The organism is Asticcacaulis sp. DW145 (assembly GCF_037101385.1).
GTDB classification, from domain to species: Bacteria; Pseudomonadota; Alphaproteobacteria; order Caulobacterales; family Caulobacteraceae; genus Asticcacaulis; species Asticcacaulis currens.
Genome location: NZ_AP029024.1, coordinates 1009317 through 1024580, shown reverse-complemented (window position 1 = coordinate 1024580; position 15264 = coordinate 1009317). Strand labels below are relative to the sequence as shown.

The window sequence follows — 15264 nt, the reverse complement described above, 5'->3', positions numbered from 1 at the left end:
AACACCCTATCCCGAATCTATGGCTCACAGCAAACATGACCGACCTCATTGCCCTTCCGCACCGCGCCCTGATTGCCCTGAGCGGGCCTGACTGGGGGAAATTCCTGAATGGCCAGACGACCATCGACGTGGAAACCATCTTCGATGCCGTCGCGCATGGCAGGTATAGTCCCTTATATTATGGTGCCTTCCTCACCCCGCAAGGTAAGCTGAGCGCCGATGTCTTCATCTGTCCACGGGATTCGGATACCGTGTGGATAGATGTGGACGCAACGATCAGGGATGACCTCTTCACCCGTCTGAACCTGTTCAAACTACGGGCGAAAGTGACCTTGTCCAAACCGCAAGCGCAGGTCTATGCCTCTCTCTCGGATGGGTTGCCCGACCCGCGCGCGCCCGGCCTTTTTCGCGTCTACGGGACCTATGAGGCCCAGGGCAATATCGCTGACTATAGTGATTTTCGCCTGACGCAGGGGCTGGCGGAACCGGGGCTCGACTTCCCCAAAGACTATCTCTACCCCATTGACATCAATATGGACCTGATGGACGCCATCGACTTCAAAAAAGGCTGCTTTGTCGGGCAGGAAACCACGTCACGCATGAAGCGGCGCGGCACGATCAAGAACCGCCTCAGTCCCCTGACCCATGCCGGGCACCTCGCCTTTGGGGCCGAAGTCCTGCAAGGCGACCGTCGCGCCGGTGAAATTCTCGCGTCAGCCAATGCCAAGTCGCTGGCCCTGATGCGGCTCGACCGGCTGGACGGTGAACTGACCTGTGACGGTCGTCCGGTCACCCTCGCCGCGCCCGACTGGCTTGCCCCGCACCTCAAACCGGCGGAAACCTGACGGGGGTTTCATTTGCCAGCTAAAAGGACAGGCGCTATCGTCAGGCACCCACCATGGCCAAAGGGACACGCATATTCAGTTTCCATCTGATGTTTCAACCGCTTCGGCCCTGATCCCAAGGGCCGTGGCGAAGCTGGGCCGGTATCGGCCACCTTTGGCTGATAGCCTTTTTTAGACTCGGATAAGCCGGACACAACCTTGGGGAGTATTAACCGTCTCGGTTAGGCGGAATTTTAGTGTTATGCGTTACGCTTCCTGACGACACCCAAGGACACGGATGCCGTCATGCTGATGTTGCGCCCTCTGCTTCGTTACGCCGATTTTCAGGGCCGCGCCCACAGAGCCGAATACTGGCAGTTTACCTTTGCGCAACTGATCGTCTATGTGCTGCTGGTGGCCATGGTCATAGGGGCAGTCGCCTCAGGTAAGCCGCTGGCGGCGACCGGCGGCCTGACGGTGGTTCTGCTTCTGGCGGTCGTGGTCGCCTTGGGGTGCTTTATACCCAATCTGGCCGTAACGGTTCGGCGACTGCACGATTCCGGCAAGTCCGGCTGGTGGATCTTGCTGTATGCGCCGGGCCTGCTGGCCCATATGAGCTTGTGGCCAATCGCCGTCACCTCAGCGCTTGCAGGTAAAAACGGCTTGTCCGCCGGGGGTCTTGAAGCCGCGGCGGCTAACAGTATGCTTTTCAGCCTGACCTCTGCGGCCTGCAACCTGGTCATGCTCCTCTTCATGGTCCTGCCGGGGCAGACGGGTAGCAATCGCTTCGGCCCCGATCCGAAACACTCAGAGCCGGACATCAGCGTCTTCGATGACGAACGCCGCAATGCCCGCATTGACGACGCCATCGCGCGTGCCAAAAGCGCGCCCGGACAGACGCGCCAGTCGCATGTCCCCGTATTTGACTTCGACCCCCGCTCAAACGGGCCGATGATCACACCCTATGGCCGCGAAACGCAAGGCGGGGCGTCTCCGGCATCTTCGTCAAGCCCTGCGGGATGGGCTCAACCGGCTCCATCAGCTAACGCCCCCCGAAAATCCTTTGGACGTCGATAAAGGTCGGGGAATCGGCTAATAGCCATCCATGCCCGATTTCGCCTTTGAGTTTCAGTTTGATGGTCTGGTCTGCGGTGTCGATGAGGCCGGACGCGGCCCCTGCGCCGGGCCCCTGTGCGTGGCCGCCGTCATCCTTGATCCGGCGCGCATTCCACCCGGCATAGCCGACTCCAAAAAGCTCAGCGAAAAGCAGCGCTTCGCGCTGGAGCCCGACATCAAGGCGGCCGCTCTGGCGTGGTCAGTGATCGAAATTTCCGCCGCCGATATCGACTGCCACAACATCCTTAAGGCGACGATGATGGGTATGACGCAGGCCGTCGAAGCCCTCAGCCCGCAGCCGATCCACGCCCTGATCGACGGCAATCGCTGCCCGCCACTGGCCATCCCCGCCACGGCGGTGGTCAAGGGCGACGACAAATCCCTGTCCATCGCCGCCGCTTCGATCCTCGCCAAGACGGCGCGCGACCGCATCATGATCGAGATGGATGCCCTCTATCCCGTCTATGGCTTCAAATCGCACAAGGGCTATCAGGCCGAAGCCCATATCACCGCCATCCGCCTGCACGGCCCCTCGCCCATCCATCGGATGAGTTGGGCGACGGTGCGCTCGGTCCTCTCTCTTGCCACTGAAACGGCCGTTGTGGACGCCTGAGAGAACAAAACGAATCCAAAACTGAGTCTCAAAAGACTCACCCCCAGAAAATTGAATCGCCCGATTCGCCGCGAGTCAAGTTGTAACTTTTTATTAACCCCACAGGATTCTAACCTGTCTTTTCTTACCGGCCCATAGAAGCGGGCCGCCACGATCCGGGGTTAAGACATGACACGCCACATGCCGCAAAAAGCCATCATGCAGCGCACCGCGCTGGAGCTGGACACCATCCATGTCGGTGAGTGCGTGGACATCCTGAAATCCCTGCCGGACAAGTCGGTCGATCTGGTCTTCGCCGACCCGCCCTATAACCTGCAACTGGGCGGGGACCTGCACCGTCCGGACAATTCCAAGGTCGATGCGGTGGACGACGAGTGGGATCAGTTCGCCAGCTTCGAAGCCTATGACCGCTTTACGCGCGAATGGATGCGCGAATGTCAGCGCGTGCTTAAGGACGACGGGGCCATCTGGGTCATCGGCTCCTATCACAACGTCTTTCGTCTCGGCGTCGCGCTTCAGGACCTGGGCTTCTGGGTGATGAACGACGTCATCTGGCGCAAGGCCAATCCCATGCCCAATTTCAAGGGTACCCGCTTTACTAATGCCCACGAAACCCTGATCTGGGCCACCAAGGCCAAGGGCCAGAAGCGCTATACGTTTAACTACGACGCCCTCAAGGCCTTCAACGAAGACACGCAGATGCGCTCCGACTGGGCCATCCCGCTGTGCACCGGTGAAGAACGCCTGAAAGACGCAGACGGCAACAAGGTCCATCCGACCCAGAAACCGGAAAGCCTGCTCTATCGCGTCCTGCTGGCCTGCTCCAAGCCCGGCCACGTCGTGCTTGATCCGTTTTTTGGCACAGGCACCACCGGCGCCGCAGCCAAGCGTCTGGGCCGCCATTTCATCGGCATCGAGCGCGACGAAACCTATGCGAAGCACGCGCGTGAGCGCATTGCCCGCGTGCAACGCGCCAATGAGTCCGACCTTGCCACCATGGGCTCCAAAAAAGCCGAACCGCGTGTCCCCTTCGGCGCGCTGGTCGAAGCCGGCCTGCTGCAACCCGGCGACACTCTCTATTGTCCCAAGGGGCAACGCACCGCCCGCGTCCGGGCCGACGGCTCGCTGGTGCACGGCGAACTGACCGGCTCGATCCACAAGGTCGGAGCCATGCTTGAGCAAGCGCCTTCCTGCAACGGCTGGACCTACTGGCGCTTCAAGACCGATGCCGGGTTCAAGCCCATCGACGATCTGCGCGCCCGCATCCGGCAGCAGGGTCATTGACCCTGCACCCGGAACGTACCGCGGCAGGCGGGATCGTCCTTTACAATCACCAGCAGAACCCGGTCGAAAGGCCGGGTTTTGCGTATTTACGGCTAAAGTCGCAATATTGATCGTTTTCGCTTGATTTTGAAACAATCTGCGCGTTTAATCATCTGACAAATAAACGGCGCAAAGCCGTAACCACGGGAACGTCAGGATGATTACGCACACTCTTCGCCGTTGGGCGGTGGCCTTGACTGTCTGCGCCGGTCTGGGGCTGATTACCTCATCGGCCAATGCGCAGCAAAGCCGTAAGGAAATGCTGGCCGCCGAAGCCGCCGCCGAAAACGTCAAGACGGTCAGCAAGCTGGTGCAGACCTTTGGCCTGCCCTGCGACGTAACCGAGGCCTCAGTCCCCGTTGCCGCCGAAGCCACCGTCGATGGCAAAGGGGTCGCTATCGACAGCTTCGAAGTGGTGTGCAAGGACCAGCGCGGCTACCTTCTTTACATGGCCAAAAACGCGCCGTTTGGCGATCCGATGGGCTGTCTTCAGGCGGCCGCCATAGCCAAGGCCGCACCCGGCAGTCCGGTGTGCAAGCTTAAAGGCAACCGCGCGGCGCACTACTGGCTGACCGACACTGCCAAGTCGAAGATCCCGGCCTGCCAGATCGCGGGCGCGCGCTTTATCCGCGCCGACGCCGCGAAAGACAGCGAAATCTATGAAATTGGCTGTAAAAATACGGCGGGTGGCATCTTTACGGTGCCGACCTGGAAGGCCGCCGACAAGACCGTGGGTTTCCTCAACTGCCTGAAAACCGCCGACACGGCGCTGAAATGCGAACTGACAACGCCGGAGCTGTTGCCGCAAACCGTCGGCGCGCTGGTGCGCAAGAATGCCCCGGACTGCACGTTGAACAATGCGCGGTTTATCGGTGCCACCAAGGACGCCGAATACTACGAAGTGGGTTGCGAAGGTAAGCCGGGCTTCGTGCTGGTCACCGATCTCGACACCCAGTTCAAGGGCAAGGTCGGCTGCGACAAGGCGGCCAATATCGGCGGCTGCAAATTCACCGACGCCGCCGCTTTGGCTGCTGCGGGCAAGGCCAAACAAGACGAGGCCAAGGCCAAATATAAGGACGCCTATGCGCAGGCCCTGAGCACAGCCGGCATTGCTTGCACCATCGAAGATTTCCTCCGCATCGGCCGCGACACTGCCACCAACCGCGACCTGGCCGAATTCAAATGCCCGGAAGCCAAGACCGGCCTGATCGCCCTGATCCCCGATGCGGGCAAGGAGGGCAAGCTTGAAACCTTCGACTGCTTCGGGGCCGCCGTACAAAAGACCGACTGCGCCTATATGAGCCGTGATCAACTCAAGGCACACCTGCAAACCCTCAGCGCCAATCACAAGTCGATCAAGGCCGACTGCGTGATCGGCGAGGCCCGCTACGCCTTTGAAAACAACGGGCAGGTGGTGCTGGAAATCGCCTGTACCAACAAGCGCGGCTACATTGCCGTCCTCAACAAGGCCCGCACGGCCCTCAATCCCGCCGTGCCCTGCCATGTCGCCGCCACCAATCCCGGCGTGCCTGAAAAGTGCACGATCGCCGGCAATGGCAGCAACACCGCGGGATAACCACTCCGGTTTCAGTAAGCGTACCTCGTGAACCCTCCCCTTGCCCCGCCTTCACCGGCGGGGCATTTTTTATCTGAGCTTCAACGCCTTGCCAAAAACAGTGGGCAGCGATTTCGCCTCAGCCCAACTCAAGCGCTGCCAGGCATTGTGCTGGCGCAGAAAGGCCGCCATTTCGTCCGGGGTCAGTTTGATCCGCCAGACCTGTTGGTTCAAGGCAAAGTGCGTAAACACGTGCGCATAGGTGCCGAGTTTTTCCCACGCCGCATTTCCGTGGTGGACGGATGGGAAGACGATTTCCCCCTCGCTCCACACCTCTGAACGCCACTCCAGATGCGGCAGGCCCAGCATCCCGCCCAGCAGGCCCTTGTCCGGGCGACGTTCGACCACAAACCCGTCTTCTGACGTGATCAGAAAGGCCACACCGTGCCGCACAGGCTTCGGGGCCTTGGCGGCCTTCAGCGGATAGGCCTCCGGCTGGCCTTCGGCAAAGGCGTCGCAATCCTCACGTAACGGGCATATCAGGCAGGACGGCGATTTGGGGCGACAGACACTGGCCGACAGGTCCATCAGCGCCTGTGGCCAGTCGCGCGCGCGGTCTTCGCGTACCCAACGCGCCGCCAGTTCGCGCAACAGAGGCCGCGCCTGCGGCACGGGTGTTTTGACGGCATAGAGGCGGCTCATCACCCGTTCGATATTGCCATCGACCACATTGGCGGCCTTTCCGAACGCAAAGGCCATCACCGCCGCCGCCGTATAGGGCCCAAAACCCGGCAGTTTCAACAAGGCCGCCTCATCCGCCGGAAAGACGCCGCCATGTTCGCTGACCACGGCCCGCGCGCATTTGAGCAGGTTGCGCGCCCGCGAATAATAGCCCAGCCCCGCCCATTCGGCCATCACCCGGTCATCGGGTGCGGCGGCCAGCGCGCTTACGTTTGGCCACAGGGCAGTGAATTTTTCAAAATAGGGCGTGGCGTGCGACACTGTGGTCTGCTGAAGCATCACCTCCGACATCCACACCCGGTACGGATCGGCCTTAAGCGCAGCCCCCGGCCCCTCGCGCCACGGCAGGACGCGCGCATTGCGGTCGTACCAGTCCAGCAATCTCTGACGCGCAGGCGAGACATCGGCCTCAGTACGCTCTTCCTGTCGCGCATCTGATTCCAAAAACCGCTGCACTCTTTCTGGGATGCGCTTTATACTCAACACCATGAAACGTGACCTGCCGTCCTATGAAGAAGCCGTGCGCATCCTGCGGACCACACGAACGCGCCGCGCGCCGCAGCCGACGCCGCCCGTCAACCGACAGATAGCGCCGATGATGAAGGCACTCAATGAACGATTTGAGGCCTATGACACCGGGGCGGGCCGTCTCAAAAGCCGTTGGCCGGAGATTGTCGGCGATACAGTGGCGCGCGTCACAGAGCCGGTGAAGGTGATCCGCGCCCGGCCCGGCGCCAGAGCGGGGGGCACGCTCGATCTGCGCGTCGAAGGGTCGTTTGCCTCGGTCATCCAGCATCAGAGCCGCGTCATTCTCGATCGCGTCAATCTGTTCCTGGGGGCGGGCACGGTCGAACGCCTGCGCCTCATTCAGGGGCCGGTGCAGAAGGTCGCGCGTCCGCTGCCGCCGCCCGCCCCCAAACCCCTGAGCGCTGCCGAAGAACTGGCGTTACAGGAAAGCGTGAAGGCCGTAGCGGATGAAAAGCTGAGGCGTGAACTGCTGCGGCTGGGCCGTTCTGTGCTCCTCAAGGATCGCGTTCGACGGAAGTAACTTGCCAAAGGCCTCGCTCTCGCCGTAGGAAGGCCAAACAGGGCGTAAACACCGCCTGACACAGATTCTCAGATAAGGGCCCGATCCATGCACCTGACCCGTCACACCCTCGTTCGCGGCGCGCTTGTGTCTGCCGCTGCCTTCGGTACGCTCGCCCTCGCTGCCTGTGGCGGCAACAAGACGGAAGCCGGGGCCGATGACATGGTTCTGGGCAAGGCCGATGCCCCCATCACCCTCGTCGAATATGCCTCGGTGACCTGCGTGCACTGCGCTGCCTTCAACGAAAAGGTCTTCCCGACGGTGAAGGCCAAATATATCGACACCGGCAAGGTGCGCTACATCTACCGCGAATTCCTCACTCCCCCGGCGGACGTTTCGGCGGCGGGCGTTCTGGTGGCGCGCTGCGCCGGCAAGGACAAGTATTTCGAGGTGATCGACGCCATCATGCGCTCGCAGCAGGAACTGTTCACTACGGGCGACGCCAAGGGCATCCTCAAGCGCGTGGCCAATTCGGCCGGCCTGTCTGACGACGCCTTTGCCAAGTGCGTCAACGATCCGAAGGGTCTGGAGCGCATCCAGACCAATATGGAAAAATACGCCAAGGCCGACAATATCACCGGCACCCCGACCCTGATCATCAATGGTCAGAAGTTCGAAGGCGACTACACCAGTGTCGAAGCCTTCACGGCCGCCCTCGACAAAGCGCCTGCCGCCAAGAAGTAAGTTTTTCAGAATAGCCGCCCAGAGTATCGCCATGACCGCCACTGTTCGTCGCCTTTATGATCGTGCCCGCCGCGCGCCCTTCTGGCAGCAGGCCGTGGCGGTCTTTCTGCTGGCCGTTCTCACCACCGCCCTGTTCAGCGTGGCCGCCGACGCCCAGAGCACGGGAAAAGCCAAGGTCGCCCCTCTGAAAGAGATGACCAAGGGCGCGCCCAATGCCCGTGTGACCGTGATCGAATATGGCTCGGTCACCTGCACCCACTGCGCCCACTGGTACACCACCAACTGGCCCAAGTTCGAGCGCGACTATATCAAGACCGGCAAGGTGAAGTACGTCTATCGCGAAGTCGCCACCAATCCGGCTCAGATGGCCTTTGGCGTCTATATGCTGGGCCATTGCGCGGCGAATAAGTCCAACTGGCTGGGCCAGAAGGGCGGCACAAAGGCCTATTTCACCGTCATCGACGGCTTCTTCGCCGCTCAGTCGAAAATCTACGAGACGGGTGAAGCCGAACCGGTCTTCCGCTCTCTGGCGGCCAAGGCAGGCCTCAACCAGAGCGAAGCCGACAACTGCCTGAAAAACGAGGACCTGTTCAAGGCGATTTCCGCCCGCATGGAGACCAATATGGCCAAGGACGGCGTCGAGGGCACCCCGACCTTCTTCGTCAATGGCAAGCGCGTCGAAAGCGACTACGCCGCCATCGAAGCCGCCATCAAGGCCGTGAAGTAAGCGGATTAGGCAAAAGCGTTAAAGCCCGTTAACCTTTGCATCTTATCTGATTCGTTCTTTCTTCGGTCCCTACTTGCAATTCCAACGGCTGAAACTTTCCGGCTTCAAGTCCTTCGTCGATGCGTCCGAATTTCGCATCGAACCCGGACTGACGGGTATTGTCGGCCCCAATGGCTGCGGCAAGTCGAACCTGCTGGAGGCGCTGCGCTGGGTGATGGGGGCGACCTCGGCCAAGGCCATGCGCGGCGCCGGCATGGAAGACGTGATCTTTGCCGGATCGGACAAACGCCCGGCGCGCAACTGGGCCGAAGTCACGCTCACCATCGACAATTCGGCCCGCCTCGCCCCTCAGCCCTTCACCGATCAGCCCGTACTCGACATTGCCCGGCGCATAGATCGCGGTCAGGGTTCGACCTATAAGGTCAATGGCAAGGAGGTCCGCGCCCGCGACGTGCAGCTTCTGTTTGCCGATGCTTCGACCGGGGCCAACTCCCCCGCCCTGGTGCGTCAGGGGCAAATTTCCGAGCTGATCGCCGCCAAGCCGCAAAACCGCCGCCGCGTACTCGAAGAAGCCGGGGGCGTGTCAGGCCTGCACACCCGCCGTCATGAGGCCGAACTGCGCCTGCGTGCCGCCGAAGCCAATCTGGCGCGGCTGGACGATATTTCACGCGAGTTGGACAGCGCCCTGTCGCGCCTGAAACGTGAGGCGCGTCAGGCCGACAAGTACAAGAAGATTTCCGCCGAAATCCGTGCCCTGCAGAAGGCGATCCTTCATGCCCGATGGCTGGAAGCGCTGACCCTATTCCAGTCCGCCACCTCCGATATGCAGACCCTGTCGCAGGCGGTCGAAGAAACGACGCGCGAAGCCGCCGCCGCACAGGTTCAAGCCCTGAAAGCCGCCGAGGCCATCCCGCCACTGCGCGAAGAGGAAGCCATCGCAGCGACGGTCAACCACCGTCTTAGCATCGAGAAAGAACGCCTCGACCTCGAAGCCCAGCAGGCGCAGGCCGAGATCGAGCGCCTGAAAACCGACCTGCGCCGTCAGCAGGCCGACCATGCGCGCGAGCTGGAGCTGGCGCGCGACGGTCAGGCGCAGATCGAACGCCTTACCGAAATGCTGGCGCGTGTGCGCGAAGAGATCAAAGAGGCCCCGTCGCGCGAACCAGAACTGAAGGCCGCCGTGCTGATGGCAGAGGGCGAGCGCGTCGAAGCCGATCAGCGTATCGAAGAACTGGCCGCCGAACTGGCCGCCCTGAGCGAGCGGCAAAGGCTGGAGGCCACGCGCCTGAGAGAGGCGCAGACCCGCTTTGAACGCCTGCTGGCCCAGACCAATCAGGCGGAGCGCGAAAAGCAGGCGCTGGGTGTGTTTGATCATGCGGCGCTGGAGACCGCGCGTCTGGCGGCCGACACCGCGCAACAGACGCTGGACGCTGCGCGTGCCGAGGCTGAGGCGCTGGAAGGCGAGCGGATGGCGGTGGTCAATGCCGAGGCACAGGCGCGCAAGAGTGCCCGCGACCTCGAAGACCGGCTGGGGCGTCTGACGGCCGAATCGCGCGGTCTGGCGCAGATACTGAACGCCAATACCGCCAAGGGCAAAAGCCCGGTTCTCGACGCCGTGCGCGCCGAAAAAGGCTATGAACTGGCCTTGGCGGCGGCCCTGGGCGACGATCTCAATCTCGGCCTGTCGAAGCGCGGAGCGCTCGATGCGCTGGCCTTCTGGGCTGAGGATTTCGATTCGCAGGCCGTGGTGAGCGATCTGTCGGCGCTGGGGGTCACGCCGCTGACGCAATACGTCCGTGCCCCACCCGCCCTGTCCTTGCGCCTGTCAACCATTGGCGTGGTCGATCAGGCCGAGGGCGACCGCCTTCAGGCACACCTGCCCGTGGGCGCGCGGCTGGTGTCGAAAGAGGGCGATCTGTGGCGCTGGGATGGGCTGATCGTGCGCGCCAAGGCCCCCAAGCCCGCCGCCGTGCGTCTGGCCCAACGCACTCGCTTTGACGAGCTTGAGGCCGAAATCGACGCGCTCAAGCCGGAGCTTGAGGCCGCGCAAACGGCGCTAAAGACTGCCGCCGACACCCAACGCGGCTTTGAAGAGCGTATGCGTCAGGCGCGCACCCGTCTGCCGGAACTGGAACGCGACCTGCGCACGAAGACGGCGCAGGCCGATGAGCTGGGCCGTCGCCAGACGCAGTACGAAACGCGAATGGAGGCGCTGGACGGCACGATCAAACGTCTGCGCAACGATCTCGGCGAGGCCAAGATTGCCTATGAGGCGCTGGCTGATGCGCAATCGACGCCGGAAACGCTCGAAGCGCTGAACGACGCCCTGGTTGAGGCGCGCAATCTTGCCAATGATCGGCGTCAGGCCGTGCTGGCGGCACGGTCGGCGCTGGACGAAGACGCGCGCAACCGGCAGCAACGCGAATCGCGCGAACGCAATCTGAGCCGCGACCTCATCGACTGGACGCGCCGCCACGGCGAATCAGGCGGCCGCGTCGAAAAGCTGACGCGCGAGCAGGAATCCACGCTGGCGGCTTTGGCCACCGCCGAGGCCGCGCCCGCAACGTTTGAAACCCGCCGCCTGAGCCTGCTCGATTCGCTCGCCGCCGCCGAAAAGCGGCTGTCCGAGGCGCGCGATGCGCTGGCCTTGGCCGAAACCGCCAAGCGCGAGGCCGATGCCGAGGAAAAGGCACGCGAACAGGCGGCGGCGCAGGCACGGGAAAGACGCGCCGGAGCGCTGGCCCGGCTGGAAGCCACAACCGAGCGCAAGGCGGAGATCGAAGCACAGATCCTCGACCAGACGCAGGATACGCCGGAGGCTCTGGGGCAACGCCTGAAAGAAGAGGCCATCGCGACACCGTCCGACGCGGCCGGGGCTGAAGCCCTTTTGTCGGGGCTTGAGAAGGAGCGTGATCTGCTGGGCGCGGTCAATCTGCGCGCCGAAGAAGAGGCGAGCGAGTATCAGGAACGGCTGGAAGGCATCAGCCGTGAACGGCTTGACCTCACCACGGCCATTGGCAAGCTGCGCGACGGGATCGACGAACTGAACGCCGAAGGCCGTGAACGCCTGCTGGCGGCGTTTGACGTGATCAATGAACACTTCAAGACGCTGTTTGTCGCCTTGTTCGGCGGGGGTTCGGCGGAGTTGCGACTGGTCGAATCAGACGACCCTCTTGAGGCCGGGTTGGAAATCTATGCCTGCCCGCCGGGCAAGCGGCTCTCGACCATGAGCCTGATGTCCGGCGGCGAACAGGCCCTGACGGCCACCGCGCTGATCTTCGGCGTCTTTCTGGCCAATCCGGCCCCGGTCTGTGTGCTGGACGAAGTCGATGCGCCGCTCGATGACGCCAATGTCGATCGCTATTGCCGCCTGCTCGATGAAATGCGCACCCGCACCCAGACGCGCTTTATCGCCATCACTCACAATCCGGTGACCATGGCGCGCATGGACCGCCTGTTTGGCGTGACCATGGCCGAACGCGGCGTCTCGCAACTGGTCAGCGTAGATCTGAAGGCCGCCGAAGCGCTGGTCGCCTGAGGCAACCGACCAAAGTCTTAAGGGACGCAAATAGCCTCCCTGCAAACCATTGTTACAAGGGTTTGCCGCGATAAGGGCCCGCGCAGGAAACGAATTTTCGCAAATAGTGATACCCGGTGGCGTTTACACGAGGCAATTAGATCAACTTTATGTCATCGGCTTGCTTGACCTTTGCGGTCTGTCCGATTAGGTTCCGCGCCGTCCGAAGGGGGATATTTGTCAGTGTGCGAATGTCCTTCCGAAAGGTCCGAATATGAATAATGACCCCGATCATGAGACTTCGTCGAAGCTGGACGACCTCGAACGGCGGCTTGATGCCATTGAGCAGAAGAAGCGCCGCAAAGAGAGCGATCACGCCGAAACCGAAGCGGGCGCCGGAAAGGGCTATCAGGCTCTGGGCGAACTTCTCGGCGGCATTTTCATCGGACTGGGGGCTGGCTGGCTGAGTGACGAATACCTGCATACGCGCCCGTTCGGCATCATTGTCGGCGCGATTGTCGGTCTGGTCGCCGGGGTCTATGCCGTCGCCCGCAGCGGACGTCGTTGAGATTTTCAGGGCCCTTCGGTCCATCGCTATTTGAATTGATGAGGTAGGGCTTATGGCCGATCCGTTGCACCAGTTTCAGATCCAGAAGGTCGTCGAATTGCCGACCATCGACGTCGCTGGTGTCCCCGTTGACCTGTCGATCACCAATTCCGTTCTGGCCATGCTGATCGGCGTGGGCTGCGTGGTCCTGTTCTTCGCTTTGACGACCGCGCGCGCCTCGATCATTCCCGGTCGTTTTCAGGTGATGGCTGAGGGCCTGTTCGGCCTGATCGACGACCTGTCGGAATCCATCATCGGCCACGATGGGCGCGCCTTCTTCCCGTTCGTGTTTACGCTCTTCCTGTTTATCCTGAGCTGTAACCTTGTGGGGATGACCACCTATTTCACGGCGACCTCGCAACTGGCGGTCACCGCCATGCTGGCCATCCTGACCATCGGTACGGTGATCGTCGTCGGCTTCGTCCGCAATGGCCTCGGCTTCTTCAAGCTGTTCATGCCCTCGGGCGTGCCGCTGCTGATCCTGCCGATCCTGATCCCTATCGAAATCATCTCCTTCCTGATGCGCCCCATCACCCTGACGCTGCGTCTGTTCGGCAACATGGTCGGCGGTCACATCGTGATGAAGGTGTTCGCGGGCTTCATCGTGGCTCTGGCCTCGGCGGGTGTGCTCGGCTATCTCGGCGGCTTTGTGTCGCTGACGGCGGTCGTGGCCCTGACGGCGCTGGAATTCCTGGTGGCCTATCTGCAAGCCTTCGTCTTCGCGGTGCTGGCCTGCGTGTACCTCAATGACGTGGTGAACCTGCATCACCACTAAGTCATCACCTTACCTTAAGTTTATCCTCTTCTTCCTACGGAGTTAAAGTCTATGGACGCTTCTGCTTACAAGTTCCTCGGCGCGGGTCTGGCCATGCTGGGTATGATCGGTGCTGGTATCGGTCTCGGCCTGCTGTTCGGCAACTTCTTCCAGGGCGCGCTGCGCAATCCGTCGGCGGCCAAGTCGCAACAGACCAACCTCTTCATCGGTATGGCCCTGACCGAAGCCCTCGGCATTCTGGCGTTCGTTATCGCCATCATGATCCTGAACGGCTAATCCTGCTTTCGCGGGCTGCATCGCCGCAGGCGTTCGCCCGACGAAGACCGGACTTTCGACGGATCAGGCTGGCGTCACAGTCTGATCCGTTCGTTTTTACGCGCATCCTCGAACGCTGCGCGCCCGTCAAAACAGACCCATAGTCCGTGGCCACCGCCCGGATCAAAAGGATCAAATCATGAGCGTAACCGCAAGCCCCGCGGCCAGCGAGACGAGTGCCGAGGCACCCGTGACCACGGTGGCCACGCTTGAGCCCATCGCCGAAGCCCCCGCTTCTGCCGAAGCGGCCCACGGCGACGCCCACACCACCTCTACCGGCCACGGCGAAGACCACGCTTCCGGCGGCCTGCCGCAGTTCCAGACGGAACACTGGGCGGGTCAGATGGTGTGGCTGGTCGTTATCTTCACCGTCCTGTTCATCCTGATCGCCAAGGTGTTCGCCCCTCGCCTGCGCAACGTCATCGACACGCGCGGCGCGACGATCGCCGAAGATCTGGCCAATGCCCGCGCTATCCGCGACGAGGCCGAAGCTCAGGCCAAGGACGCGGCCGCCGAAACCGCAGCGGCCCATGCGGCGGCTCGCAAGCTGGCGGCTGATGCCAAGTCGAAGGCAACGGCTGAAATGGCCGCCGCTCAGGCCAAGGAAGACGCCCGTCTGAACGGTATTCTGGCCGAGGCCGAAGCCTCGATCCGCGCCAAGCGAGACGAAGCCCTGGCCCACGTCACCGAGATCGCCACCGACACCGCGTCGGCGCTGGTCGAAAAGCTGACGGGCAAGGCCCCGACCAAGACGGCCCTGACCGCCGCCCTGAAGAAGAGCTGAGGAGCACCCGATGGAACACGCTGAACCGTCCTTCTGGGCCAATCCGGAAACTTGGGTCCGTATCGGTCTGGGTTGCTTCTTCCTGGTTTTGATCGTCATGAAGGTGCCGCAAAAGCTGTGGGCCTCTCTGGCCGACACCGGCAATGCCGTGCGCGCCGAACTGGATGAGGCCGTGCGTATCCGTCAGGAAGCGCAGGCCCTGCTCAACCAGATCAAGGCCGAGCGCCTTGAGGCCGAGCAAAAGGCCAAGGAACTGATCGCCTTTGCCGAGGAAGAGGCCCAGCGCCTCGCCGCCGAAGCCAAGGCGAAACTCGACGAGTCGATCAAGCGCCGTCAGGCGCAGGCCGAAGCCAAGATCGCTCAGGCCGAGGCCAAGGCCGCGTCTGAGGTCAAGGCCGCGGCCGCCGATCTGGCAACGCAGATTGCGGAAAACATCCTCATCAGCCGCGCCGACGGTCTGAAGAGCGATCCGCTGGTCGATCAGGCCATCACGCAGGTGGCGACCCGCCTGTCGTAAGACACGGCGATCGCGCAAAAATAAAGGCCCTGCCGGTTTCGGCAGGGCCTTTTCTGTTTGATCTCGAATCAGCCCCTCT

General features: G+C 62.1%; 15 protein-coding genes. 14 read left to right on the top strand and 1 reads right to left on the bottom strand.

Features of this window, described 5'->3' with window-relative positions:
• Positions 1 to 35 precede the first annotated feature (35 nt).
• The 5 genes from AACH73_RS04775 (at position 36) to AACH73_RS04755 (ending at position 5452) form a co-directional block, all read left to right on the top strand.
• On the top strand, positions 36 to 845 hold the full coding sequence (locus tag AACH73_RS04775) for a folate-binding protein (RefSeq protein ID WP_338735575.1): 810 nt from the start codon (positions 36 to 38) through the stop codon (positions 843 to 845).
• A 285-nt stretch (positions 846 to 1130) separates the two neighbouring features.
• Positions 1131 to 1901 carry a DUF805 domain-containing protein gene (locus AACH73_RS04770; protein ID WP_272740349.1) on the top strand — a complete coding sequence of 257 codons (771 nt, stop codon included), beginning with the start codon at positions 1131 to 1133 and terminating at the stop codon, positions 1899 to 1901.
• Positions 1902 to 1929: 28 nt separating this feature from the next.
• Positions 1930 to 2553 (top strand): ribonuclease HII, encoded by a 624-nt coding sequence (locus AACH73_RS04765; protein ID WP_272740350.1) that lies wholly within the window; start codon positions 1930 to 1932, stop codon positions 2551 to 2553.
• 168 nt (positions 2554 to 2721) lie between these two features.
• Positions 2722 to 3837, top strand: a complete 1116-nt coding sequence (locus AACH73_RS04760) for a site-specific DNA-methyltransferase (RefSeq protein ID WP_338735574.1) — start codon at positions 2722 to 2724, stop codon at positions 3835 to 3837.
• 196 nt (positions 3838 to 4033) lie between these two features.
• The gene (locus AACH73_RS04755) at positions 4034 to 5452 is read left to right on the top strand and encodes a hypothetical protein (RefSeq protein WP_338735573.1); all 1419 of its coding nucleotides are present in this window, start codon (positions 4034 to 4036) and stop codon (positions 5450 to 5452) included.
• Between the two features lie 69 nt (positions 5453 to 5521).
• Here the strand turns inward: AACH73_RS04755 and mutY are convergent, their stop codons facing one another.
• Positions 5522 to 6616 (bottom strand): A/G-specific adenine glycosylase, encoded by a 1095-nt coding sequence (gene mutY, locus AACH73_RS04750; RefSeq protein ID WP_338735572.1) that lies wholly within the window; start codon positions 6614 to 6616, stop codon positions 5522 to 5524.
• A gap of 43 nt (positions 6617 to 6659) precedes the next feature.
• Here mutY and AACH73_RS04745 point away from each other — a divergent pair, with 43 nt between their 5' ends.
• The 9 genes from AACH73_RS04745 to AACH73_RS04705 all read left to right on the top strand — a co-directional run bounded on the left by AACH73_RS04745 (position 6660) and on the right by AACH73_RS04705 (position 15185).
• Positions 6660 to 7220, top strand: coding sequence for a DciA family protein (locus tag AACH73_RS04745; protein ID WP_338735571.1), 561 nt, complete (start codon positions 6660 to 6662; stop codon positions 7218 to 7220).
• An 87-nt stretch (positions 7221 to 7307) separates the two neighbouring features.
• Positions 7308 to 7943, top strand: a complete 636-nt coding sequence (locus tag AACH73_RS04740) for a DsbA family protein (protein ID WP_338735570.1) — start codon at positions 7308 to 7310, stop codon at positions 7941 to 7943.
• 31 nt (positions 7944 to 7974) lie between these two features.
• Complete coding sequence (locus tag AACH73_RS04735) at positions 7975 to 8670, top strand: thioredoxin domain-containing protein (RefSeq protein WP_338735569.1); 696 nt, start codon at positions 7975 to 7977, stop codon at positions 8668 to 8670.
• A 73-nt stretch (positions 8671 to 8743) separates the two neighbouring features.
• A complete protein-coding gene (gene smc / locus AACH73_RS04730; protein ID WP_338735568.1) occupies positions 8744 to 12208 on the top strand; it encodes a chromosome segregation protein SMC in 3465 nt (1154 codons plus the stop codon).
• 253 nt (positions 12209 to 12461) lie between these two features.
• A complete protein-coding gene (locus AACH73_RS04725) occupies positions 12462 to 12755 on the top strand; it encodes an AtpZ/AtpI family protein (protein ID WP_272740358.1) in 294 nt (97 codons plus the stop codon).
• 52 nt (positions 12756 to 12807) lie between these two features.
• Positions 12808 to 13569 (top strand): F0F1 ATP synthase subunit A, encoded by a 762-nt coding sequence (locus AACH73_RS04720; RefSeq protein WP_272740359.1) that lies wholly within the window; start codon positions 12808 to 12810, stop codon positions 13567 to 13569.
• A 51-nt stretch (positions 13570 to 13620) separates the two neighbouring features.
• Entirely contained in the window at positions 13621 to 13845 is a 225-nt protein-coding gene (locus tag AACH73_RS04715) for a F0F1 ATP synthase subunit C (RefSeq protein WP_013478623.1), read from the top strand.
• Between the two features lie 178 nt (positions 13846 to 14023).
• Complete coding sequence (locus AACH73_RS04710; protein ID WP_272740360.1) at positions 14024 to 14668, top strand: hypothetical protein; 645 nt, start codon at positions 14024 to 14026, stop codon at positions 14666 to 14668.
• 10 nt (positions 14669 to 14678) lie between these two features.
• Entirely contained in the window at positions 14679 to 15185 is a 507-nt protein-coding gene (locus tag AACH73_RS04705; protein WP_338735567.1) for an ATP F0F1 synthase subunit B, read from the top strand.
• Positions 15186 to 15264: the final 79 nt, after the last annotated feature.

What these genes read in the sequence shown, in the direction of transcription:
- AACH73_RS04775 (WP_338735575.1), top strand. Translation starts at nt 36, where the DNA reads ATGACCGACCTCATTGCCCTTCCGCACCGCGCCCTGATTGCCCTGAGC.
- AACH73_RS04770 (WP_272740349.1), top strand. Translation starts at nt 1,131, where the DNA reads ATGCTGATGTTGCGCCCTCTGCTTCGTTACGCCGATTTTCAGGGCCGC.
- AACH73_RS04765 (WP_272740350.1), top strand. Translation starts at nt 1,930, where the DNA reads ATGCCCGATTTCGCCTTTGAGTTTCAGTTTGATGGTCTGGTCTGCGGT.
- AACH73_RS04760 (WP_338735574.1), top strand. Translation starts at nt 2,722, where the DNA reads ATGACACGCCACATGCCGCAAAAAGCCATCATGCAGCGCACCGCGCTG.
- AACH73_RS04755 (WP_338735573.1), top strand. Translation starts at nt 4,034, where the DNA reads ATGATTACGCACACTCTTCGCCGTTGGGCGGTGGCCTTGACTGTCTGC.
- AACH73_RS04745 (WP_338735571.1), top strand. Translation starts at nt 6,660, where the DNA reads ATGAAACGTGACCTGCCGTCCTATGAAGAAGCCGTGCGCATCCTGCGG.
- AACH73_RS04740 (WP_338735570.1), top strand. Translation starts at nt 7,308, where the DNA reads ATGCACCTGACCCGTCACACCCTCGTTCGCGGCGCGCTTGTGTCTGCC.
- AACH73_RS04735 (WP_338735569.1), top strand. Translation starts at nt 7,975, where the DNA reads ATGACCGCCACTGTTCGTCGCCTTTATGATCGTGCCCGCCGCGCGCCC.
- AACH73_RS04725 (WP_272740358.1), top strand. Translation starts at nt 12,462, where the DNA reads ATGAATAATGACCCCGATCATGAGACTTCGTCGAAGCTGGACGACCTC.
- AACH73_RS04720 (WP_272740359.1), top strand. Translation starts at nt 12,808, where the DNA reads ATGGCCGATCCGTTGCACCAGTTTCAGATCCAGAAGGTCGTCGAATTG.
- AACH73_RS04715 (WP_013478623.1), top strand. Translation starts at nt 13,621, where the DNA reads ATGGACGCTTCTGCTTACAAGTTCCTCGGCGCGGGTCTGGCCATGCTG.
- AACH73_RS04710 (WP_272740360.1), top strand. Translation starts at nt 14,024, where the DNA reads ATGAGCGTAACCGCAAGCCCCGCGGCCAGCGAGACGAGTGCCGAGGCA.
- AACH73_RS04705 (WP_338735567.1), top strand. Translation starts at nt 14,679, where the DNA reads ATGGAACACGCTGAACCGTCCTTCTGGGCCAATCCGGAAACTTGGGTC.